This is a genomic window from Desulfobacterium sp. N47 (assembly GCF_051233685.1).
GTDB lineage: Bacteria > Desulfobacterota > Desulfobacteria > Desulfobacterales > RPRI01 > RPRI01.
Genome location: NZ_JBAMMY010000185.1, coordinates 13,847 through 35,106, shown reverse-complemented (window position 1 = coordinate 35,106; position 21,260 = coordinate 13,847). Strand labels below are relative to the sequence as shown.

Sequence of the window (21,260 nt, the reverse complement as noted above, 5' to 3'; positions counted from 1 at the left end):
GGCCTGACTGCGCCCTACAACATTTCAATTTCGATCCCCCCGGTTTCCTCTTTCCGCAAAGAAAGATGGTAGCCTTTAACTTTGATATCGATCGGATCGCCCATCGGAGCAACGCGCTCCACTTCAACGACAGCCCCGATGGTGATGCCCATCTCGACAATACGCTTGTTCGTTTCTCCCCGGGTATTGATTTTCAACACTTTCCCCTTTTGGCCCGGTTTTAAATCCTTCAGCTTTAATATTGTCATTGCTTTCTTACCTCCTCGATTCCTACGTTGTCTAACTTCTTCAAGGGTTAATGAGATGCATTTTTCACAGTTCTCCTGTGTATCGCCCTGATCGCAATGGTAATTGAATCCGGCGATCCACTTTGACCCTCCGCGGGGACAAACCTCCACGAATTCGGCAAACTGGATGAACCGCTCCAGGATAACCCTGGGAATTGAATGCTCCATCAGGCAAGCCGCCTTGTCGGCATCGGCTTCTTCAACGGCGAGTACCTTGACGAAAAAATCGCTGAGCACCTCATGACGACGGATAACATCCTTGGCGGCCATTTTCCCGGTCGGTGTCAGTGAAATCACATCATAAGGAGCGTAGTTGATCAGTTCCTTGTCGGCCAGAGAACGAAGCGCGCCTGTCACCGAAGGGTTGCTTACCTTCAGGCGTTTTGCGATATCTTTGGGTCTAACCGCCTGTTTCTCCGCGATGATATGAAAAATGGCCTCCAGATAGTCCTCCAGACTTGCCGTTAGTGTAAATGCTTTGGTCATTACCATTTTTCACCTCTCAGGTCGTTTAGTTTCATGTTGCCTAAACTTATAAAGGTGAAGCGAAAGTCTTGTCAAGCTTTTTTTTGAACAGGTGCAATTTTATAGCACCTTCGGTACGTCAAAGATAACGCACCTTACCAAGACAGCAGGAACGACCACCTGGTATATTGCTCTGCCTTACGATGAAAAACCATATTAGAAAATTGGCTACGATTAAACAACGCAATCGGTTGACTAATTTTTATTCCGGGGAACTTATTTCTTATCTGACGGAATCTCTGCGAATAAATGAGGTAAAAACGCTTATCATAAACCAAAGGCAGGCGACAAGAATAATGGTTGCACCTGTGGCTGTGTTTGCCCAATCCTGCGCCGAAATTACAAGGCCTGCAATGGCTGATGTTACACTTACCAGAAGAGCCCACCAGAACATAGCGCCGGCCGAACGGGCAAAATTGCGTGCTGCAGCAGCAGGAACGATCAGCATGGCTGTAACCAGAAATACTCCTACCGCCCATACCGAAAACATGACAATCAAAGCAAGCAGCGCGGCGAAAATATACTGATAGGTGGCCACATTTATGCTGTGCGCTTTGGCCAGGGAAGAGTTTAGTCCGATATATAGCAGGCGGTTATAGCTTAGCGCCTGGAAAACCATGAAAGCGATAAACAGAGCAATCAGCCAGAGGATATCGTTATTGCTGATGGTTAAAATATCTCCGTATAAAAAGCGCTGCATATCGCGTGCTACTGAGCGATCACGGCTTACCACGGCCAATCCGAAGGCGATTACTGCCGAAAAAAACACTCCGATAATAGTATCGGAAGACAGCGTGCTTTTCCGTTGCACAGCCATGATGCCAAGACCGACCAGCAAGCCGAAAAGCGGCATGGTCCAGTGAGGATTAATCGAAAAGATAAGCCCCAATGCAACACCGGCAAAAGCCGAATGGCTGATGGCATCCGAGAAAAAAGCCATACGGAAGTTTACCACCTGGACACCCATGGCAGCGGCCATTGGCGCAAGCAGTATCAGCCCTACCATCGCCTGTTGCATAAATACGGCTCGAAGGCACTCAAAGGGAAGAAGTTGAGCAACTATATGATAGACGGGCGACAGATCAGGCATTTTGATCCTTATTACAACATGGTCCGGAGCAGACAGCGCTGCCGTCCGGCATTGAACGTGAATCCACCATGCCCATGTGCATCCCGAAAATAGCCGTTAGATTCTCATTGGTCAATGCCTGACGCGGAGGTCCTTGTGCTGCGACTTTGTGGTTAAGACAAATGACATGGGTGGCATGGTGTGTAACAGTTGCAAGATCATGACTGACCATAAGCTGGGTGAATCCCTTTGCCTTTCGAAGCCCGTCAAGAAGTTCACAAAAGATGTATTCACCCTGAAAATCAACACCCGAAGCCGGTTCATCCAGCACCAGAAGCTTAGGTTCCTGCTGTAATGCCAAAGCAAGAAGTACACGCTGCATTTCACCTCCGGAAAGAGCGCCGAGTTTACGTTCGGCAAGATGTTCGGACTTTACTGAGGCAAGGTGTGCAAGAGATCGTTTTTTCATATCATTGCGAATTCCAAACCAGAGCGGTTTTTTCTGGATGCCCATAGCAAGAAATTCTGTAACAGTAACGGGCATTCCGCGATCAAAAGCAAACCGTTGAGGGACATAGCCTATTTTTGAACATCCGCCGTTTATATTGGATGTTGTATGTATAAAACCTTTATAAGGCACTTCGCCGAGCAGGGCTAAAAGCATTGTGGTTTTTCCGGCGCCGTTAGGACCGATAATAGCGGTGCAGCCTCCCAGCGGCACAATGGCTGTTACACTGTCAAGAATCAATATGCCTCCGCGTTCGACGGTTACGTTCTCGAACGAGACGGCCGTGCCGGCAGACTTTTCAGTTAAATCCGGCTTATTCATTGAGTATCTTTTTCAGAATATTTAAATTTTTGCGCATGACCGTCTCATAATAATCCAGCGATGCGTTTTCAGGGCCGGTTGCAACCGGGTCCAAAGTTTCGGCAGCAATACCGGCTTCTTTTGCTATAGTCTGGCCGATTTTTTGGGGATATTGAGGTTCGGTGAAAATCGCTTTTGCCTTTTCATGCCGGATGGTTTTTACAATATTAAGCATTTCTGCCGCAGAAGGCTCCTGGCCTGCATGCTCCTGAACCACAGCAACAACCTTAAGTCCCATATCCCTTGCAAGATAATCAAATACGCCATGCTGGGTTACAATACGCTTGTTTTTAACCTGCCTTCCCAGAGCTGAAAAATCGTCGGCCAGTTTATTCATTTTTTTTGCATAAGCTCTGGCATTTTCAGTATAGATTGCTGCTCCTGATGGGTCTATCCCGGAAAGCTTGCCCGCTATATTTATCGCCAAAAGAGCTGCCATGCGAGGACTTGCAAAAAGATGCGGATTATTGCCCTCATGGTGTTCGTGTTTATGCTCATCGCCTTCGTTTGTGTGTTCTATATGATGATCACCGTCCGAATAGTTAAGAATATTATTGATGCCGTTGGAGCTGTCAATGATTTTCAATGACGAATTGGCTTTTTTTAGCGGTGCGCCAAGAAATTCCTCCATGCCAAGCCCGTTTATAATCAGAACATCGGCCTTTGAAAGCTTTTGCATGTCCTGTGGTGTAAGAGCATAATCATGCGGACAGCCAACTTGAGCCGGGATCATCAGTTTGACATTTACGTTGTTTCTGCCATTAGTAACAATTCGCGTAATTTGGCTGATAGGAAAGGTGGAAGCCAATAAGTTAATATTTTTATCAGCCGCCGAGACTTTTGAATAACATGCTAACAAAATAATGCAAAAATAAACTATTGCCATCTTAAACAAAATGCATCTATTTTTCATAACCCACCTTACTTTAAAAGGAAAATATCTATTTGCTATCTTTTGTTAACTTCTGCCTGATAAAAGTAAAAAAACGTTTCCAATCTTGAATGCACAGCGATATAAAAGCACCAACGGTTCCAGCAGATGCCATGCCAACCGGACACCCTTGCCGGCCGCAAAATGGACAAATAACAAACATCGCGTAAAGACCCGTGAATCCAAACCACCAACCTATGAATCTAAAAAGATAGCCAAACGGGGACATCTTAATTTTACCATTCAACTTGCCAGTCGTTTCATTTGAAGTAACTTTTTCGGTTTTCATATCTTTCTAACCCATATGGTTAAGCCACTTAAGTCCTGAAGGTCTGTAAACCCCAATTTTATTTCTGCTATTGCGAATGCATTTGCATCATAGGTTTTATTCACTTTCAAGTCAACAGGTATTGCAAATGTATTTGCAATAAAGAAGATGATCGGATATACAATAAACAATAAAGAGGTATTGATGATGAAACGGAAAACATCACAACGAGTTGCAATCAAACAAATATTTCGGCGTGAAAACAGACCCCTGGGTGTGGAGGAAATTCTTAAAGCGGGCCGTGAGATCGTGGAGTCTTTAAATCAGGCCACGGTCTATCGCAATCTTAAATTGCTGGTTGAAAACGGATGGCTCAAACCGATAAGCCATCCCGTACACGGAATTTTATATGAGCAAACCGGCAGGGGACATCACCATCACTTTCATTGCCGTATTTGTGACCGTGTTTTTGAGCTTCCGGGATGTCTGCTAAGTGAAATTAAAACAGTTCCTGAAGGATTTGTGACGGAAAAACACGAGATTTTTCTGTCTGGAATTTGCCCCGCATGCACGGAATAATTTGGGGGATGATTTTGAATAATTTCTTTCTTCCATGAAAGTTTTACTATTTGCGGTTTGAATAAATCGTGCTATATATTTAGCATTTAATTTATAATAATATAACAAGGTAGATAAATCAATGAATCCTATAGCAAAACAGCTTAACCAGACTATTGAAAACCAAAATCCGAATCTGCTTGATATGTTATCTTCTATTGGAAAAAATCTTTTTTTCCCCAAAGGCATATTGAGCCAGAGCGCCGAAGCAAAGCAGAAAGCGTACAAGCTGAACGCAACTATAGGAATAGCAGAGGAAAACGGTAAAACAATGCATTTTCCTTCTGTTATGTCTTTATTAGACGGTATTCCTGCCGAAGAAGCATTGACTTATGCACCGTCTTTCGGAATTCCTGAATTAAGGAAAATATGGCAGGATTCCATTTATAAAAAAAATCCCTCCCTTGATGGTAAAACAATAAGTATGCCTGTTGTTACCTGCGGTATCACGCATGCTGTCAGTGTAGTTGCCGATTTATGGGTTGATCCTGATGATGTTGTTATTCTGCCTGACATGATGTGGGGTAACTACAATATGATACTTAATGTCAGAAAAGGGGCAAGAGTAAGCCAGTACCCGATTTTTACACAAAAAGGTGAATATAATCTTAGTGCGTTTGAGCAATTAATTAAAACCGAAGCTAAGAAACATAAGAAAATAGTAGTACTTCTCAATTTCCCTCATAATCCCACAGGGTATACTGTTACGGAAAAGGAGGGGGATGGTATTGCTGATATCCTGTTAGATGTCGCTTCAAAAGGCACAAATATAGTTACAATATGCGATGATGCATATTTCGGATTATTTTATGAAGATAAAACTTTAAAAGAATCTGTTTTTACCCGTATTTGCGATAGATCCCCCAACCTGCTTGCTATAAAAGCGGATGGAGCAACCAAGGAAAACTACGTCTGGGGCTTAAGGATTGGTTTTATTACTTATGGATGCAAAATTGATGGTGAGCCCGAAAAGGTTTATGATGCGCTTGAGAAAAAAACAGCCGGATGTATAAGGGGTAACATTTCAAATGTTTCGCACTTAAGCCAGACTATCGTTTTAAAATCAATGCAAGGCGGAAACTATGCTGATGAAAAAAAGCAAAAGTTTGAAATCCTGCAAAGCAGAGCAATAAAAGTAAAAGAAGTTGTTTCAAATCCAAAATACAAAGATATCTGGGAAGTTTATCCTTTTAATTCGGGATATTTTATGTGTATAAAATTAAATGGTCTCGATGCTGAAACTTTAAGGGTGCATCTTCTTGATAAATATGGAGTGGGCCTTATTTCAGTTGGAAAGAGCGACCTGCGAATTGCATTCTCCTGTCTCGAAGAAAAGGATATACAGGAACTATTTGATATTATATTTCAGGGGGCCCATGATATCATGGGCAATATAAAATAATTTCATTAGTTTCGTTATCACTTTAATTATCCGGGTTATTATTACAAATAAATATTTTAAATCGGATGTTACTCTTTTAAAACACGGTTAAATTGATTTTGTGATATGAAAAGACCGTCTTCATGATTCCAAACTAATCATATTTAGGTGATCGGTATGAATATTCAGTCTGGCAATGAGAAGCATCAGGCAAAAAAAATCAGATCTCTGGGGCTTTGTCTTGGTGCATCTACTATTTCTGCGGTTTCAGCAGAGTCTTTACAGTATAATGAAAATACTTCATCTGATACATTAGCAAAGCCTCAAATCAAAGACTTTATAACTCTTTCTCATGAGGGAAATCCAAGGCAAACTCTTCTTTCCGTATTTGAAAGGTTCGGCTGGTCTTTTGACAGAATATGTTCGACAGGACGCAGATTTCATAAACTTTTAAATCTGTCAACGATTTCTGAGCCGGAGGCAGTAGAATATGCCTACCGCTTCGTAAAACCGCCGGAAACAGCATGTCCTGCAATTGTTTCTGCAGGTGGTGAAAGCTTTATGGTATATATTTTAAACCATGCAGGAAGGATTACAAATGTTCTGACAGGAAATAAGTGTGCTTCCGGAACCGGGGAGTTTTTCCTCCAGCAGCTTAGAAGAATGAATGTTTCGGTTGAAGATGCAGCCACTTTTGCAGCGGCGGAAGAGCCTTATCATGTTTCCGGACGCTGTTCCGTTTTCTGCAAATCAGACTGTACTCATGCCACTAATAAAGGAATTCCCAAATCAAAAGTTACTTCCGGATTGTGTAAAATGATGGCAAATAAGATTCTGGAGCTTTTGAAAAAAGTAAATAAAGAAAATATAATGATAACCGGCGGAACCACGCAAAATAAAATGATGATTGATTATTTGCACAATGAAATATCCGGCCTGATAATTCCCAAAGAGGCTCCTTATTTTGAAGCTCTGGGCGCAGCTTTATGGGGACTTGAACATGAGACTCTTTCTTTTGCCGGTGCCGATACCTTGTTTAAGAGTGAATCAACTTCTTTTGAAATACTTTCTAAATTAATAGACTTTAAAGACCTGGTTGAATTTAAAAGCATGCCGAAAGGTGATGTTAAAGCAGGAGATATATGTACTTTAGGTCTTGATGTGGGATCTACCACCACAAAAGCAATACTTCTGAGAAACAGTGATAATTCAATCCTTGAATCGGTTTATCTGAGAACAAACGGAGATCCGGTTGGGGCATCTGTAAAGTGTTATGATTATATCCTGAAAGAAGTAATTAAAAAAACGCCGCTTTCAGGTATAATCATAGAAGGGCTTGGTGTTTGCGGCTCGGGACGTCAGATAGCCGGTCTTCATGCTTTAACAGACGGTGTAATAAACGAAATTATTGCTCATGCATCGGCAGCCGTTTATTTTGATCCTAAAGTAGATACAATCTTTGAGATAGGGGGCCAGGACGCAAAATATACATATATTGTAAACTCGGTTCCTTCCGATTATGCGATGAACGAAGCCTGCTCAGCCGGCACCGGTTCATTTCTGGAAGAATCCGCGCTTGAAACGCTTGGTATAAAAATGGAAGATATAGCAGCAATTGCATTAAAGGGAACAATGCCTCCGAACTTTAATGATCAGTGCGCAGCGTTTATTTCTTCAGATATAAAAAATGCAATACATGAAGGGTTGAATCAGGAAGATATAGTCGCAGGTCTGGTATATTCCATATGCATGAATTATTCGAACAGAGTTAAAGGAAACCGGCCTGTAGGAGAAAAAGTATTTATGCAGGGAGGAGTTTGCTACAATCATGCCGTTCCTCTTGCAATGGCGGCTTTAACCGGCAAACATATTGTTGTTCCTCCTGAACCTGGGCTCATGGGAGCATTCGGGGCTGCTCTTGAGATTAAAAAAAGAATTGAAACCGGTTTAGCGGAAAAGAAACGTTTTGACCTTGAAGTACTCGCAGGCCGTGAGGTTAAGTATGGAAAACCCTTTATATGCCACGGTGTAAAAAATGATTGCGACCGCCGCTGCAACATCGCCGTTATTGAACTTGAAAATAAAAAATACCCTTTTGGAGGAGCGTGCAACCGATATTATAATATTCGGAACAACATAAAAAGTGATGATGAAAAACTCGATTTAGTACGTATCCGTCAGAAACTTGTTTTTGAAAAATACGCTGCTTCAGGGCAGGTCGTAACTGCAAACGGATTAAAAGGCCGTGTTGGCATAAACAGAAGCTTTCTTGTAAATACATACTATCCTTTATATTCAAATTTTTTTGCCCGGCTTGGATTCGAAACCGTATTGCCTGATATTGTCTCAAAGGAAGGAATCGATCAGAAAGGCGCTGCTTTTTGCTATCCGGTTGAGCTTGCTCATGGGTTTTTCTCGTCTCTGATTTCCGGAGAAGATTTTCCGGAGTTTATTTTCTTACCACATTTTAAAGCTGTTCCGGCTTTTAACGGAAATAATAATTCACAGGTATGTCCTGTTGTTCAGGGGGAAACATTTTATCTTCAGACTGCTTTTAAGAACAAGCTTGACAATATTAAGAAGAAAGGCACAAAAATAATAACCCCCCTTATCGATCTTAGCAAAGGAATTGAATCTGCAAAAAAACCTCTTTTTGAAACAGCTATAAAAATGGGATTTGGCAAAAGAGCGGCACAAAAAGCTTTTACCGAAGCACTTTATGCTCAGAAAAAATGTTTTGATGAAATGAAAGCTATTGGAAAACAAGCATTAATAGATCTTGCAAAAGATCCATCTAAATTTGGTGTAGTGATTTTTGCCAGACCTTACAACGGGTTTTGCGAAGAAGCTCACATGGGAATACCCCGCAAATTAGCCTCAAGAGGTATCCTTGTGCTGCCTTTTGATTTTCTTGATTTTAAAGATGAAGAAAGCAGACCTAATATGTATTGGGGTATAGGAGAGATGCTGATCAAAGCGGGAAATTATGTAAAACGTAATCCCCAGCTGTTTGGAACTTTTATAACCAATTTTTCCTGTGGCCCCGATTCTTTTCTTATCGGCTATTTCAGAGAGATTATGGGATCGAAACCTTCGTTAACTCTTGAACTTGACAGCCATTCAGCAGATGCAGGGCTTGAAACAAGAATCGAAGCATTTCTTGATATTATAAATTCATACAGAAGACTTGTATCCGCCAATAAAATTGCTGCCAGAAAAAACGGCTTTGTTCCTGCTAAAGTGATTCTTAAAAACGGGATTACGAGAGTAACCGCCTCAAACGGCAGGGAGCTTTTGCTGACCGATCCTGATGTTAAAGTGCTTCTTCCTTCAATGGGAAGATTGCCTACAGAATCACTTGCTGCAGTATTTCGCGCAAACGGTTTCAACGCAGAACCCCATCCTCCTTCAGATATGGCAATCTTGAAACTTGGTCGTGCAAACACTTCATGCAAGGAATGCCTGCCTTTATTACTTACAACCGGATCTCTGCTTAATTATATAAACAATGGTAAACAAAATGGTGAAGTTCTTGTTTATTTCATGCCTACTTCTTGTGGCCCATGCAGGTTTGGCCAGTATCATATTTTTATGGAGGATCTTATAAAAAGGTTGTGTATCCCTAATGTGGCAATGTTATCTCTTTCATCTGAGAACGGCTACTGCGGAATGGGGAACAATTTTTACAAAAGAGGATGGTGGGCGGTTGTTATCTCCGATATTATGGAAGACATAAGATCCATGATTTTAGCTAATGCTGTTGATCCGGGATATGGCATAAAAATTTTTGAGGAAGAATGGAAGCTGATTCTTGAACAGATGGAAAAAGGCGATTTTAACAGCCTTGAAAACATTCTTAAAATTACATCAAAAAGATTGAGTACTATCCCAATGAAGCTACCACCGGACGAAGTCCCGAAGATATCGCTTGTCGGTGAGATATTCGTAAGAAGAGATTCGATATCAAGACAGTATATTACGGAAAAACTGGCGGCTATGGGGTTTGCAACGCTTTGTGCTCCTGTTTCCGAATGGCTGCACTATTGTGATTATTTAGTCGATAACAATCTTTCCGATTCACAAATGAATGCTTTGGGAAAATTGTCTTTTGTCATTAAAAAAAGAATTATGAAAAAAGATGAGATAAAAATAAAGCAAATTCTGTCACATTCAGGGCTTGTGCATGCTGAACCGATAAGTGCAAAATCTATAATAAAAACCGCTATGCCTTATATATCACCTGAACTTACAGGAGAAGCAATATTGACTGTGGGAAGTTCACTGTCAGAGATTGCTTCACATACATGCGGAGTAATATCGGTAGGGCCTTTTGGATGTATGCCAAACAGAATTTCCGAAGCAATTTTAACTGAAGTAATGAATAAAGAGAATAAACTTGCTGCAAGTCCGGGTGACATGCGCCTTAAAGCAGTGCTTTCTGATATTGACAGCCTTCCGTTTCTTGCTATTGAAAGCGATGGATCTTCTTTTCCTCAAGTTATAACAGCTAAGCTGGATGCATTCTGTCTGCAGGCAAACAGATTCCATTCGGTTTTGATGAACTCAAAATAAGCCGGGAAACCAGGAGAAAGGTTCAAGGAGGAAGGAGGAAGGAGAAAGGAGAAAGGATCAAGGTTCAGGGGAGGAAGGGAAAGATAGTTCGTAAGCTCATAAGTTGGTAAGTTGATAAGGGAAAATATTGTTTATAGTTTTATAATTTCGAAGCAATTGTCGGTAAGATCAATAAGAAGTATTTTATTTCTTAAGAGGGCACCTTTTTTCAAAAGTACTTTGATTGCTTCCGAACACTCAAGCGATGCTATCAGTGAAACACAGTGCGGCAGTGTGCCGATAGAAGATTCTGCTCCTTTGTCCGGTGTATTTTGAGCTTTACCATAAATGAGTTTAAGCCCGGGATCTTCAGGAAATATTGTGGTGATATGACCGTAGCTTCCTGCGATTGCTGCTGATACAAAACAGCAGCCTGCTTTTTTAGATGCTTTTTCAAGGACAAAACGCCCTGCGATAGAATCAAGGCAGTCTATAACTACATCTGAGTTTTCAATAAGGGCTGAAGCGTTTTCATCATTTAAATATATCCTATGAGAAAATACCGAAACACAAGAGTTGATTTCATTTACTCTTTTTTTTGCTGCATCGGCCTTTGGTGTGGGAATGTTACTTTCCTTACTTAAAATCTGACGGTTTAAATTGCTTTCTTCAAATATATCTCCATCAATTAGGTTCAAGGTTCCGATTCCGATCCTTGCAAGTATTTCGCAAACCGTTCCACCAAGTCCTCCGAGGCCTGCAATACTTACTTTGGACTTTAAGAGGCTTACCTGATCTGCACAAGATAACGATTTCATATTTCGCACATAACGTTCAGGTATGATTTGTGCTTCCAAAGAGGCAATCTCAATCTTGTGGCGGCTTATTCCCGACTCATCAGATATGTTTTTAATATTATTTAGTGAAATGCTTTTGTATGGCGTATTATCAGGAAGTGCTTTGTTGACTGAAAGCGCATGTATTTTATTTATAATATCACTTTCCAAAGTTTATATACCTTTTTTATAATATCATTAGCTAAAATGTTATTAAAAGTCAAAAAGAAAGTCCATGTTCTGGTAGGCTCATGTTAACTTGTTGTATTTATATATATTTGTATTATAGCAATTTGTTTGCACATTATTTTTGTTGACTTTCAGTTTAAGTGCCCATAGTGATTAACATCAAATTTAGGCGCTCCTTCGGAGCATAAAAGGGAACCCCGTGTAAATCGGGGACGGGCCCGCCGCTGTAATCGGGGACGAAAGCCGCATATTTTGCCACTGTCTGTTCATAAACAGATGGGAAGGCGCGGTCAGTACCTGTTGAATTTTTAAAAAAGGATCTTTATTCAACAGGGCAAGTAGGTTAATCCGAGAGTCAGAAAACCTGCCTGAATTTAAAAGTGTAATCTCCGCGGCAAAGAGAGTGCAACTTAGTATCTTGAGGATAAAAAAGGGTAATCCCCGGGACGATATAATCGGTCCGGGGATTTTTTTTGCCCGGACCTGACTGGAACTTATTAAAATTAATTCAGAAGGGGGGGAAAAGTGAAAAGGATTTTATCGGGGTTTATGTCAGTTATATTTTTATTGGGGTTTCCTGCAGCCGTATTTTGTGAAGAAGTAAAAAAAGGTATTCAGTCTCCACCGGTTTTAGATGAAATAGTAGTCAGCGCTACAAAGACTGAGGAGAAGAGAAAAGATATCGCAAATTCGGTAATCGTAAAAGACGAAACGGATATAAATGAGTTTGCGGCACAGTCAGTAGGAGAATTATTGGCGAATGAGCCTGGGATTGACTGGCAAACATACGGTAATTATGGAGGCGCAACACAGGAGTTGCATATTCGAGGAATGAGAGGCAATGCCACCCAGGTGTTTGTAAACGGTATCAATGTTGGTTCTCCATCATTGGGAAGTGCAGATGTTGGCAGAATACCGCTTAATAATATCGAGCGGATTGAAGTTGTAAAAGGTTCGGGATCACTACTTTATGGTTCAGGAGCAATGGGAGGTACGGTAAATATTATAACAAAGCGGCCTTCAAGAGACATTACGGATCTTAAAGTCAGTGCCGGTTACGGATCACAGGATACTTATCGTTTATCCGCAGAACAAGGTATGTTTATAACTGATGATTTCGGATATTATCTTACTGCCGGCAGAATGGAAACCGATGGATTTCGGGCTAATAGTTATCTAAGGCAGACCGATACATCTTTAAAATTGTTACTGGATAAGAGTGATTTTATTGATATAAGTCTATATGGTGATTATATGTACAGAAAATATGGTGTGCCCGGAGTTGAGCCGCCTTCCGGCACACAGGCTTATTATATAGGAGGGATTAAATTTTACAGCGATGACTCATCATCGGTGTTGAATCACAGCAGTGATAAAGACTGTCATATTGTATTGGAAGCAAAAGGCAATCCTTTGAAATGGTTGGGTTATAATATCAAAGGGCATTATACAAATATGGATAATTATAACTATGAGCGTTATGCATTTGATGGTACAGGATCTGAAAACTGGATAACAAACAGGATTGCAGGAACTGACGGCAATATTAATATACATCCTTTTGAGGGAGGTAATCTTCTGATAGGGGGTGAATATAAGGACTTTGACTGGAAGAATAAATCGTTTGATCTGGATGCTGCTGGTGTAAAGTCGGTTAAGACGACTACTGAAGCTCATATGTTCACTCAGGGCGCCTTTACCGAGGCTCAATACAGGCCGTCACAGTATTTGAAAGCTATTGCCGGGGTCAGACATGAGAATCACTCTGTTTTCGGTTCTGAAAATATGCCGCTGTTTGGGTTGGTTATAAATCCCTTTGAAACAACGGCATTAAAGCTTAATCATGGAAAACACTTTCTGGCACCCACCTTCAATGACCTTTTCTGGCCGGCCGGTCCTTATTCCAGAGGAAATCCGGATTTAAAGCCCGAAATCGGCTGGCATACGGATATTGGTTTGGAACAGTCATTAATTAATGATAAAGTATTTATTTCGTTATTCTATTTTCATTGGAATGTAGATAATAAAATCGAATGGCAGCCGGATTCCCAGGGTGTCTGGAGCCCCATAAATCTGGAAGGTTATAAGGCAGATGGTGTTGAGGCCGGAATCACAATTGGTTCATTTTATAATTTTAAGCTGGGTTTAAACTATACTTATACGGATGCGGAAGAGAAAAGTCGTGCTTATACAAGACAGGATTATGGATGGCCGCCGTTTTTGCCGCCGGATTTTCGTTATGACATAGTAAATCGACGCGCAACCAATACTCCCGAACACCAGTTCAGGGGTGATCTCACTTATAAAAGTAATTTTGGGCTAACCGCAACTGCTACGGCCCGATATGTAAGCGATAAGGTTATGTACCAAACTGAAACCACAGTATATCCCGATACCAAGACAGTAAAATACACGATGGGTTCTTACTGGACTGCCGATTTGAAGGTAGAACAGAGGTTATATGAGCATTGGATACTTTCGCTTTCCGGTAATAATCTGTTCGATAAGGATTATGATACACATTTAAGTTCATTTACCGATCAGAGCACGTTCGAATCAAAGACAACAAATTATCCCGGGGCAGGAAGATCGGTCTTTTTCAATATAAAATATGAGTATTAACATCTGTGGCGGCATATAAAATGCCGCCATAGTTAAGTTGGTAAAAATGAACTATAAAATAAATTTTAAAAAAGCATTGTTTGTTATAGCGGTATTTGCCTTATGCAATTTTAAGCTGGCATTGTGCTACCCTCTTGAGTTTATCGACCATTCCGGTAACAAAATCAATATCGACAAAATACCGTCATCGGTAGTATCCCTTGTCCCATCCGTCAGCGAAATAATTTTTAAACTTGGAGCGGGAGAAAGTCTGAAAGCTGTGACTATTTATGATACTTCTCCTCCGGAGGTAAGTAAAAAAGAAATTGTCGGAGGATTCTTTTCACCTTCTGTTGATAAGATCGAAAAGATAAATCCTGATGTTATCTTCTATTCAAAGCTGCAAAAAAATGTAGTTGAAAGATTGAAAAATAAAAAATGTATATTGATCAATCTTGAACATGATTCCGTATCAGACTCCTTTGATGTGATTTTTACATTGGGTAAAATTTTTAATAAAGAAGATGAAGCAAAAAAGATTGCAGAACAAATCAAGGAAGAATTTTTGCTTATTTCAGAAAAAACAAGCCGGATTCCCGAATCAAAGAAACAACGAGTAATAAGGCTTATGGGAAGAGATACAATAATGACTCCCGGGGATGACTCATTCCAAAATGAGTTTATACGTTTTGCAGGAGGTATCGCTCCTGTACTCAATAAAAAAGGGAAAATAGTTACTGTTACCAAAGAGGAATGGATCAAATTCAACCCCCAGGTTATTTACGGCTGTGGCGGTGACACAATAAAAGCTGAGAAAATGTTTAAAGAGCCGGGCTGGAAAGATGTGGATGCGGTAAAAAACGGCAGGATATATAATTTTCCCTGTGAGTTGACTTGCAGGGCTTCTGTTAATTCGGGATATTTTGTTTCATGGCTTTCTGCAAGAATTTACGGCGATGAGTTTTCCGATGCTTCAAAATTTGTATTGGAAGAAAAGGTTTTTAAATCAAAAAAAATCGATGTAGATCTTGATTATATAAAAGATATACACATTGATTACAGCAAAATTTATGATTTTGGCAACAAGACTCTGGTAGTGGAATTTAAAAAGCCGCTTTCAATAATATCGACACTTGAAGGACAGCGTAATGGCATAAAAACAGTTGGCAATCATTATTCTCCTCCGCCATGCTGGGGTATTGGGCATAATGAAGGTTTCGAGGCGCAACGGGATCATGTTTATAAAGTCATTGGGAAATCATTAAAAGACTCAAGTTTTCTCTTCACCGGAGCGGATATGGACAATCTTTCTATCAAACGCAAAGAATTTAAAGATATGGTTGTCTATGCTCTGGTAACTGCCGGAGTTAAATCCAATGCTATGCGGATGTCGGTGGATGAAGGGATGTTTTATGAACCGGGAACAATAAATATCATTATTTTAACTAATATGAAGCTGACTCCAAGGGCCATGACAAGAGCTATCATATCAGCAACAGAAGCCAAGAGCGCCGTTATGCAGGATATTGATGCGAGAAGTACTTATACCCCTATTGTTAACCAGGCCACAGGAACAGGTACGGACAACATTCTGGTGGTAGAAGGCGCCGGAAAAGAATTGAAAAATGCAGGAGGTCATTCCAAACTGGGTGAATTAATCGCAAAAGCAGTTTATGAGGGGGTTTCGGAAGCTATATATAATCAGAATGGAATAATTGCAGAGCGTAATATCTTTTCGCGTTTAAGAGACAGAAATCTTAGTGTATTTGAGATACTTTCTGCATACGGATGTGAATGCAGCTCCAAAGAATCCGGTATGGTAGGCGAATTCGAAGATCTTTTACTTCAACCCCGTTATGCTTCTTTTTTAAAAGCATCTTTTGCTTTAAGCGATGATTATGAAAAAGGCCTTATTAATGATCTGAGTTCTTATGAATTATGGTGCAAGCAGGTGGAAGAAGAAATAGCCGGGCATGAAATAACTGAAGATAAGGATTATCTTGCCGGAATAGATTTGCCTGTTGTTGTTGATATGGCTGTAAATTCATTGTTAAACGGTATTCATGCAAGAAAGAGCAGTTCACCAGAATGATTTGACCATTTTGATGATATTGGTTATTGTTGAGTGATGAAATTTATTATAATTGATGAATTACTAAAGAATCCAGAAATTGTCATACCGGCGAAAGCCGGTATCTGGAACATATTGGATTTACTGGTTTCCGGCGTTCGCCGGAATGACGGAAAATGTTGTTTTCCGACTTTTTACCGGATCTTTACATTTGCTTTTTTGGTTTGCCTGTTTGCAACCAGTGCCTGGTCCGGTTCCAGAACCGTTATCGATCAAGTGGGGCGTTCTGTTACTGTTCCTTCAAATCCGCAAAGGATTGTAGCCCTTGCACCAAGCATAACCGAGATTGTTTTTGCTCTGGGGCAGGAACATCGTTTAAAAGGAGTCACCCAGTTTTCCGATTATCCTGCTGAGGCAGAAAAGATTCCTGTGGTGGGTTCTTATGTGAATCTGGACATTGAAAAAATCGTAGCTTTAAAACCTGATTTATGTATTGCCATAAAAGACGGAAATTCCAGAAATACTGTGCAGCAGCTTGAGTCCTTTAATATACCGGTTTATGCTGTAAACCCTAAAAACCTTGAATCTGTAATGGAAACTGTTGTTGAAATCGGAAAACTCCTTGGAGTTCATGAGAAAGCCAAATCGCTGGTTGACAATATGTATGCCAGAGCAGAAAGGGTTAAGGCCCTTGTTTTAAAAACCAAATCCAGGCCACGGGTCTTCTTCCAGATTGGAATTGCTCCTATTGTATCTGTAGGTACCCATACATTTATCCATGAGCTTATTACGCGTGCAGGAGGCCAAAATCTTACCGAGGGGCCTATCCCTTATCCAAGATATTCCAGAGAACAGGTTTTGGCAATGGCCCCGGAAGTTTTTATTATCACATCTATGGCAAGGGGTGAGGTTTTTGAGAAGGTGAAGGCCGACTGGAGCCGATGGAAAGATTTGCCGGCGATAAAAAATAACCGCATTTATCTTGTTGACTCTAATATATTGGATCGTCCCACACCCAGACTGGTGGATGGCCTGGAAATGCTGGTTAAAATAATACATCCCGAACTCTTCAGTAATAAATCAGGTTCACAGTTCCGGGGTTCACGGTTCAAGGTTAGAGAGTGATATAAAGCATGAAAACCGCACCTCATTATATTACTAAAAGACTTTTACTGCTGTCTCTGTTTTTGTTTGTATTATTGCTTGTCTGTGTTTTTGCCGGGATTTCCTTAGGTTCCACTGGAGGAGGATTTAAATGGGTATGGAATTCAGTTATGGGTCAGACCGCCGCTGATTCTATGTTAAACACTATTATATGGAAGATTCGTTTTCCAAGAGTGATAATGGCTGTTTTGGTGGGCGCTACTTTGTCTTTGGGAGGTCTGGTATTTCAGGCGCTTTTGAGAAATCCTCTGGCGGAGCCTTATATTTTAGGCATTTCCGGGGGTTCCGCAATAGGAGCCATTATCGGTATTCTCGCCGGGCTGTCACTTTTTCCAGGTGTCAGTTTATTGGCATTTTCAGGCAGTATTATTATACTTCTATTAATTCTTGTCATGTCTTCAGGCCAGTCTATTTTAAAAAAAGACTCTTTGCTTCTATCAGGGGTTATAATTAATGCATTCTGCGCAGCCGTGATTATGTTTCTCATTTCAATGGCGCATGATTCAAAAATTCATAATATCATGTTCTGGCTTATGGGTGACTTGTCAATGATTGAGATGCGGCATGTCGGATATCTTGCATTGATACTTCTGCCGTGTTTCGTTATCATTTTTATTTTTTCAAATTCCATGAATCTTATGCTTTTAGGAAAAGAAATGGCCCAGTCTATGGGAGTAAACATCAAAGCGGTAACTATTACTCTGCTGATAACAACTTCTCTTATGGTAAGTGCCACTGTTGCTAATTGTGGTCTTTTGGGCTTTGTGGGTCTTGTTATGCCTCATCTTTTGCGTTTAACTTTCGGATCTGATCACCGCATACTGGTGCCAGCTTGTGTCCTTGCCGGAGGATCATACATGGTACTTTGTGATTTGCTGGCAAGAAGTCTTCCACAACAGGGAGAAATGCCGGTAGGAGTTATTACTGCAATGATAGGCGCACCGCTGTTTATATTTCTGCTCAAAAGGTCCACGCGATGAGTAATGCAATTGATATAAGCGGGCTAAATTGTGCCTATGGGGAAAATACTGTTCTGAAAGATATCGGTTTTTCAGTAAAATCCGGCGAATTATTTATTATTATCGGCCCTAATGGTTCGGGAAAGACGAGTTTGCTTAAAACTATATCCGGAAATTTGAAATTCGAAGAGGGAACGATTAAAATATTTGGCCGGCATATTAATGAATTTTCCAGAAAGTCTCTTGCAAGATCCGTTGCGCTTGTTCCTCAAAATGTACCCACGGATTTTCCTTTTACTGTTAAGGAACTGGTTCTTATGGGGCGTTCTCCCTATCTGGGAATTTTAGGTCTTCCTGAAAAAGAGGATTTTGAAATTGCAGAACAGTCTCTTGCTTTTACAGGAGCAGAACATCTTTCTTCACGTAAACTGGATCAGTTAAGCGGCGGAGAAAGGCAACTGGTTTTTATCGCAAGAGCAGTGTGCCAACAGACCGGTATTATTCTTCTGGATGAGCCTACTGCATCCCTTGATCTGTCGCATCAGGTGAACATAATGGATCTTATGGAAAAACTTGTGGAGATGAAAGGGCTCACAGTTGTTATGGTGTCTCATGATATAAACCTTGCCGCCATGTATGCCGATACGCTGCTTTTACTCAAGAACGGTAATGTTATAAGCATCGGGACGCCCGAAGATGTCCTTACATTTAAGGTGCTTGAGGAGGCATACGGTTGTACGATTATAGTGGATGAGAGTCCTCTTGGAAAAGTTCCAAGGATCACGCCTGTGCCACAAAAGTATATCGGTGGAATTACAAGTTAACCGGCAAAATCGGCTAAGACTCGTAAAGCATTGTTATAGATTTTAAAGGAGAACAGATGAATTTAACACAAATATTGATGGATATAGCTATAGGGGGAAGCACATGGATTCTTATGCTTCTAATAGTCCTAAGCATCTTATCAATCGCCCTTATCATAGAAAAATCCATTCTCTATACCCGATGGTTAAGAGAAACAAAAAGATTATGGGAAGAGGTGAAGAAATATTTTGAGAGCAATAGTTCTTCTGAAATGGAAAATATTCTTCAACAAAGCAACACTCCGATCACGCGTATAATAAGAGCCGGATTAGGCTCTCTTACGGAAAAAGAGTCCATGATGGAGGCAATAGAAGCAGAAAAGATTATTACCCGCATGGAGATAGAGAGGCGGCTGGCCTTCCTTGGCACTTTGGGGACAAATGCCCCTTTTATAGGTCTGTTCGGAACGGTTTTGGGGATAATCCATACTTTTAAAGATCTGGCAATATCGGGACAAGGCGGCACCTCTGTAATATCAGGGATATCGGAAGCCCTGATAGCAACAGGGGTTGGGCTCTGGGTGGCCATTCCGTCTGCCGTTTTTTATAACATATTTAAAAAGAAATCTAGCGACATGATGGTCTATGCAGATTCCATTGCTCATTTCATGATAGGTAATTTTCAAAAGATCAACAGTCAAAGGAGGAATCTATGAATTCTTCTTATGATGATGAATTAATTACAGGAATAAATGTTACTCCACTGGTGGATATAATTCTTGTTGTCCTGATTATATTTCTGATTGTAGCCCAGGTGGTTGGCCCGCAGGTCTTTCAGATTAAGCTCCCAAAAGCAGTTCATGGTGAGTCAACGTCTGCAAAGCCTGTAACTGTTTATCTGGATCAAAGCGGTAGGATGGCTCTGAATGGATACCCTGTTGAAGAGGAAAGCCTCATCCGGTCGATAAAAACATGGGTTAAAGCAAATCCGGAGCTTCAGGTCATAATCTCCGGTGACGAAAAAGTCTTTCACGGCAAGGTCGTGCATACCCTTGACATCCTGAAAGGCACAGGTGTTACGAGGTTAGCCATACATGTTCAGCCGAGAACTTAGAATAACTCCAACTTTTGCCCTTTTGCTTTCCATGGCTGTCCATGGCAGCCTTTATTGCCTGCTTTCGACGGGAAAGTCTAATCTTTACGATAAAGCTGCTTCCATTCCTATCGAGGTTGTCTATCCTGAAATCAGGAAAGAGGAAATTCAAAAACCTATAGAAAAACCGGTAGTAAAGAAACTTTCTCATGCCCCGGTAAAAAAGGCGCCTCTTCTTGCACCTGTTTCTAAGCCGGAATGTCCGAAAGACGAAAAACCTGCTCCTTTACCTAAAGTCAATCCTTTACATATAGCAGAAAGCGCTGGGGGTAATGAGCCGGAACCGATTCTGGTTCCAGCTTCTCAGGGAAAATCGCTTATCTCCGGAGCTCCGGCAGCAGCGGTGGATCAGTCGATGGGCAGTGATGTAGCTGCCGGAACCGGATCGTGGAGTGGGAAGGCCTTATCACCCGGCGGTTGGAACGATAGTACTGCCAGCACGGCAGTAACACGGGAAGCGTTTCCCTTGTATAAGGTCAATCCGCCTCCTGCATATCCGCAAGATGCCCGTAAGAGGGGATTTGAGGGAATAGTGATATTGAGTATTTTTGTTGATGAAAGCGGGCGGGTCAAAAATTTATCAGTGTTTACTTCAAGTGGCTACAGGACTCTTGATGATTCGGCGCTGAAAGCGGTTAAGAACTGGTTGTTTGAACCCGGCATGAAAAGTAACAAGAAAGCATCAATGTGGATCAGGGTGCCCATAAGATTTGAGCTGAAGTAATATTATGATTTTTGATCGGGTATTTTAAAATTATTTCAGAATGAAAAAGTTGGTAGTGAAATAAAACAACAAAAGGAGAAAACCATGTATCTGTATTGGCGCGTACAGCAGGATTTGAACTGTCTTGGTGAAACCATACGATTCACTGATCCGAGTTTTATCAGATGCCACAGGCAATGGCTTAGAAGAAATCTGGCAGGGATAGCCCTTGCTGAAGGTTTTGAAGTTGAGGAATTGCTGAAACAAAGTTTAAGCGAATAAG

Annotated in this window: 18 protein-coding genes and 1 riboswitch; of the genes, 12 read left to right on the top strand and 6 right to left on the bottom strand. The window is 41.0% G+C overall.

Annotated features, from left to right (window positions below; all coding sequences use genetic code 11):
* Positions 1–14 precede the first annotated feature (14 nt).
* The 5 genes from VXK47_RS11995 to VXK47_RS11975 form a co-directional block, all read right to left on the bottom strand.
* A complete protein-coding gene (locus VXK47_RS11995; protein WP_435549021.1) occupies positions 15–773 on the bottom strand; it encodes a metal-dependent transcriptional regulator in 759 nt (252 codons plus the stop codon).
* Between the two features lie 262 nt (positions 774–1,035).
* Entirely contained in the window at positions 1,036–1,902 is an 867-nt protein-coding gene (locus VXK47_RS11990; RefSeq protein ID WP_435549020.1) for a metal ABC transporter permease, read from the bottom strand.
* The gene (locus VXK47_RS11985; RefSeq protein ID WP_435549019.1) at positions 1,895–2,710 is read right to left on the bottom strand and encodes a metal ABC transporter ATP-binding protein; all 816 of its coding nucleotides are present in this window, start codon (positions 2,708–2,710) and stop codon (positions 1,895–1,897) included. Before VXK47_RS11985 ends, VXK47_RS11990 begins: the two co-directional genes overlap by 8 nt.
* The gene (locus VXK47_RS11980; RefSeq protein ID WP_435549018.1) at positions 2,703–3,662 is read right to left on the bottom strand and encodes a metal ABC transporter substrate-binding protein; all 960 of its coding nucleotides are present in this window, start codon (positions 3,660–3,662) and stop codon (positions 2,703–2,705) included. Before VXK47_RS11980 ends, VXK47_RS11985 begins: the two co-directional genes overlap by 8 nt.
* Before the next feature lie 28 nt (positions 3,663–3,690).
* Complete coding sequence (locus VXK47_RS11975) at positions 3,691–3,969, bottom strand: hypothetical protein (RefSeq protein ID WP_435549017.1); 279 nt, start codon at positions 3,967–3,969, stop codon at positions 3,691–3,693.
* Between the two features lie 183 nt (positions 3,970–4,152).
* Here VXK47_RS11975 and VXK47_RS11970 point away from each other — a divergent pair, with 183 nt between their 5' ends.
* From VXK47_RS11970 to VXK47_RS11960, 3 genes are all read left to right on the top strand, one after another.
* Positions 4,153–4,527 (top strand): Fur family transcriptional regulator, encoded by a 375-nt coding sequence (locus VXK47_RS11970; protein ID WP_435549016.1) that lies wholly within the window; start codon positions 4,153–4,155, stop codon positions 4,525–4,527.
* 121 nt (positions 4,528–4,648) lie between these two features.
* Positions 4,649–5,968 (top strand): aminotransferase class I/II-fold pyridoxal phosphate-dependent enzyme, encoded by a 1,320-nt coding sequence (locus VXK47_RS11965; RefSeq protein WP_435549015.1) that lies wholly within the window; start codon positions 4,649–4,651, stop codon positions 5,966–5,968.
* 156 nt (positions 5,969–6,124) lie between these two features.
* Complete coding sequence (locus VXK47_RS11960) at positions 6,125–10,519, top strand: acyl-CoA dehydratase activase (RefSeq protein WP_435549014.1); 4,395 nt, start codon at positions 6,125–6,127, stop codon at positions 10,517–10,519.
* A 131-nt stretch (positions 10,520–10,650) separates the two neighbouring features.
* Here the strand turns inward: VXK47_RS11960 and VXK47_RS11955 are convergent, their stop codons facing one another.
* Positions 10,651–11,505: a HesA/MoeB/ThiF family protein gene (locus VXK47_RS11955; RefSeq protein WP_435549013.1), complete on the bottom strand. Its 855-nt coding sequence runs from the start codon at positions 11,503–11,505 to the stop codon at positions 10,651–10,653.
* Positions 11,506–11,673: 168 nt separating this feature from the next.
* A riboswitch (cobalamin riboswitch) is annotated at positions 11,674–11,909 on the top strand.
* A 163-nt stretch (positions 11,910–12,072) separates the two neighbouring features.
* Between VXK47_RS11955 and VXK47_RS11950 the strand changes: the two genes are divergently transcribed.
* The 9 genes from VXK47_RS11950 to VXK47_RS11910 all read left to right on the top strand — a co-directional run bounded on the left by VXK47_RS11950 (position 12,073) and on the right by VXK47_RS11910 (position 21,259).
* Positions 12,073–14,145: a TonB-dependent receptor plug domain-containing protein gene (locus VXK47_RS11950; protein ID WP_435549012.1), complete on the top strand. Its 2,073-nt coding sequence runs from the start codon at positions 12,073–12,075 to the stop codon at positions 14,143–14,145.
* A 46-nt stretch (positions 14,146–14,191) separates the two neighbouring features.
* Positions 14,192–16,216 carry an adenosylcobinamide amidohydrolase gene (locus tag VXK47_RS11945; protein ID WP_435549011.1) on the top strand — a complete coding sequence of 675 codons (2,025 nt, stop codon included), beginning with the start codon at positions 14,192–14,194 and terminating at the stop codon, positions 16,214–16,216.
* Positions 16,217–16,252: 36 nt separating this feature from the next.
* A complete protein-coding gene (locus tag VXK47_RS11940) occupies positions 16,253–17,320 on the top strand; it encodes an ABC transporter substrate-binding protein (protein ID WP_435549010.1) in 1,068 nt (355 codons plus the stop codon).
* 8 nt (positions 17,321–17,328) lie between these two features.
* Positions 17,329–18,339 carry a FecCD family ABC transporter permease gene (locus tag VXK47_RS11935; RefSeq protein WP_435549009.1) on the top strand — a complete coding sequence of 337 codons (1,011 nt, stop codon included), beginning with the start codon at positions 17,329–17,331 and terminating at the stop codon, positions 18,337–18,339.
* Positions 18,336–19,142: an ABC transporter ATP-binding protein gene (locus VXK47_RS11930; protein WP_435549008.1), complete on the top strand. Its 807-nt coding sequence runs from the start codon at positions 18,336–18,338 to the stop codon at positions 19,140–19,142. The genes VXK47_RS11935 and VXK47_RS11930 overlap by 4 nt, the downstream gene beginning before the upstream one ends.
* A gap of 56 nt (positions 19,143–19,198) precedes the next feature.
* Positions 19,199–19,837 (top strand): MotA/TolQ/ExbB proton channel family protein, encoded by a 639-nt coding sequence (locus VXK47_RS11925; RefSeq protein ID WP_435549007.1) that lies wholly within the window; start codon positions 19,199–19,201, stop codon positions 19,835–19,837.
* Entirely contained in the window at positions 19,834–20,235 is a 402-nt protein-coding gene (locus VXK47_RS11920; RefSeq protein WP_435549006.1) for an ExbD/TolR family protein, read from the top strand. The genes VXK47_RS11925 and VXK47_RS11920 overlap by 4 nt, the downstream gene beginning before the upstream one ends.
* On the top strand, positions 20,216–20,998 hold the full coding sequence (locus VXK47_RS11915) for a TonB family protein (protein WP_435549005.1): 783 nt from the start codon (positions 20,216–20,218) through the stop codon (positions 20,996–20,998). The genes VXK47_RS11920 and VXK47_RS11915 overlap by 20 nt, the downstream gene beginning before the upstream one ends.
* An 84-nt stretch (positions 20,999–21,082) precedes the next feature.
* Positions 21,083–21,259, top strand: coding sequence for a hypothetical protein (locus VXK47_RS11910; protein ID WP_435549004.1), 177 nt, complete (start codon positions 21,083–21,085; stop codon positions 21,257–21,259).
* The last annotated feature ends 1 nt before the right edge of the window (position 21,260 follow it).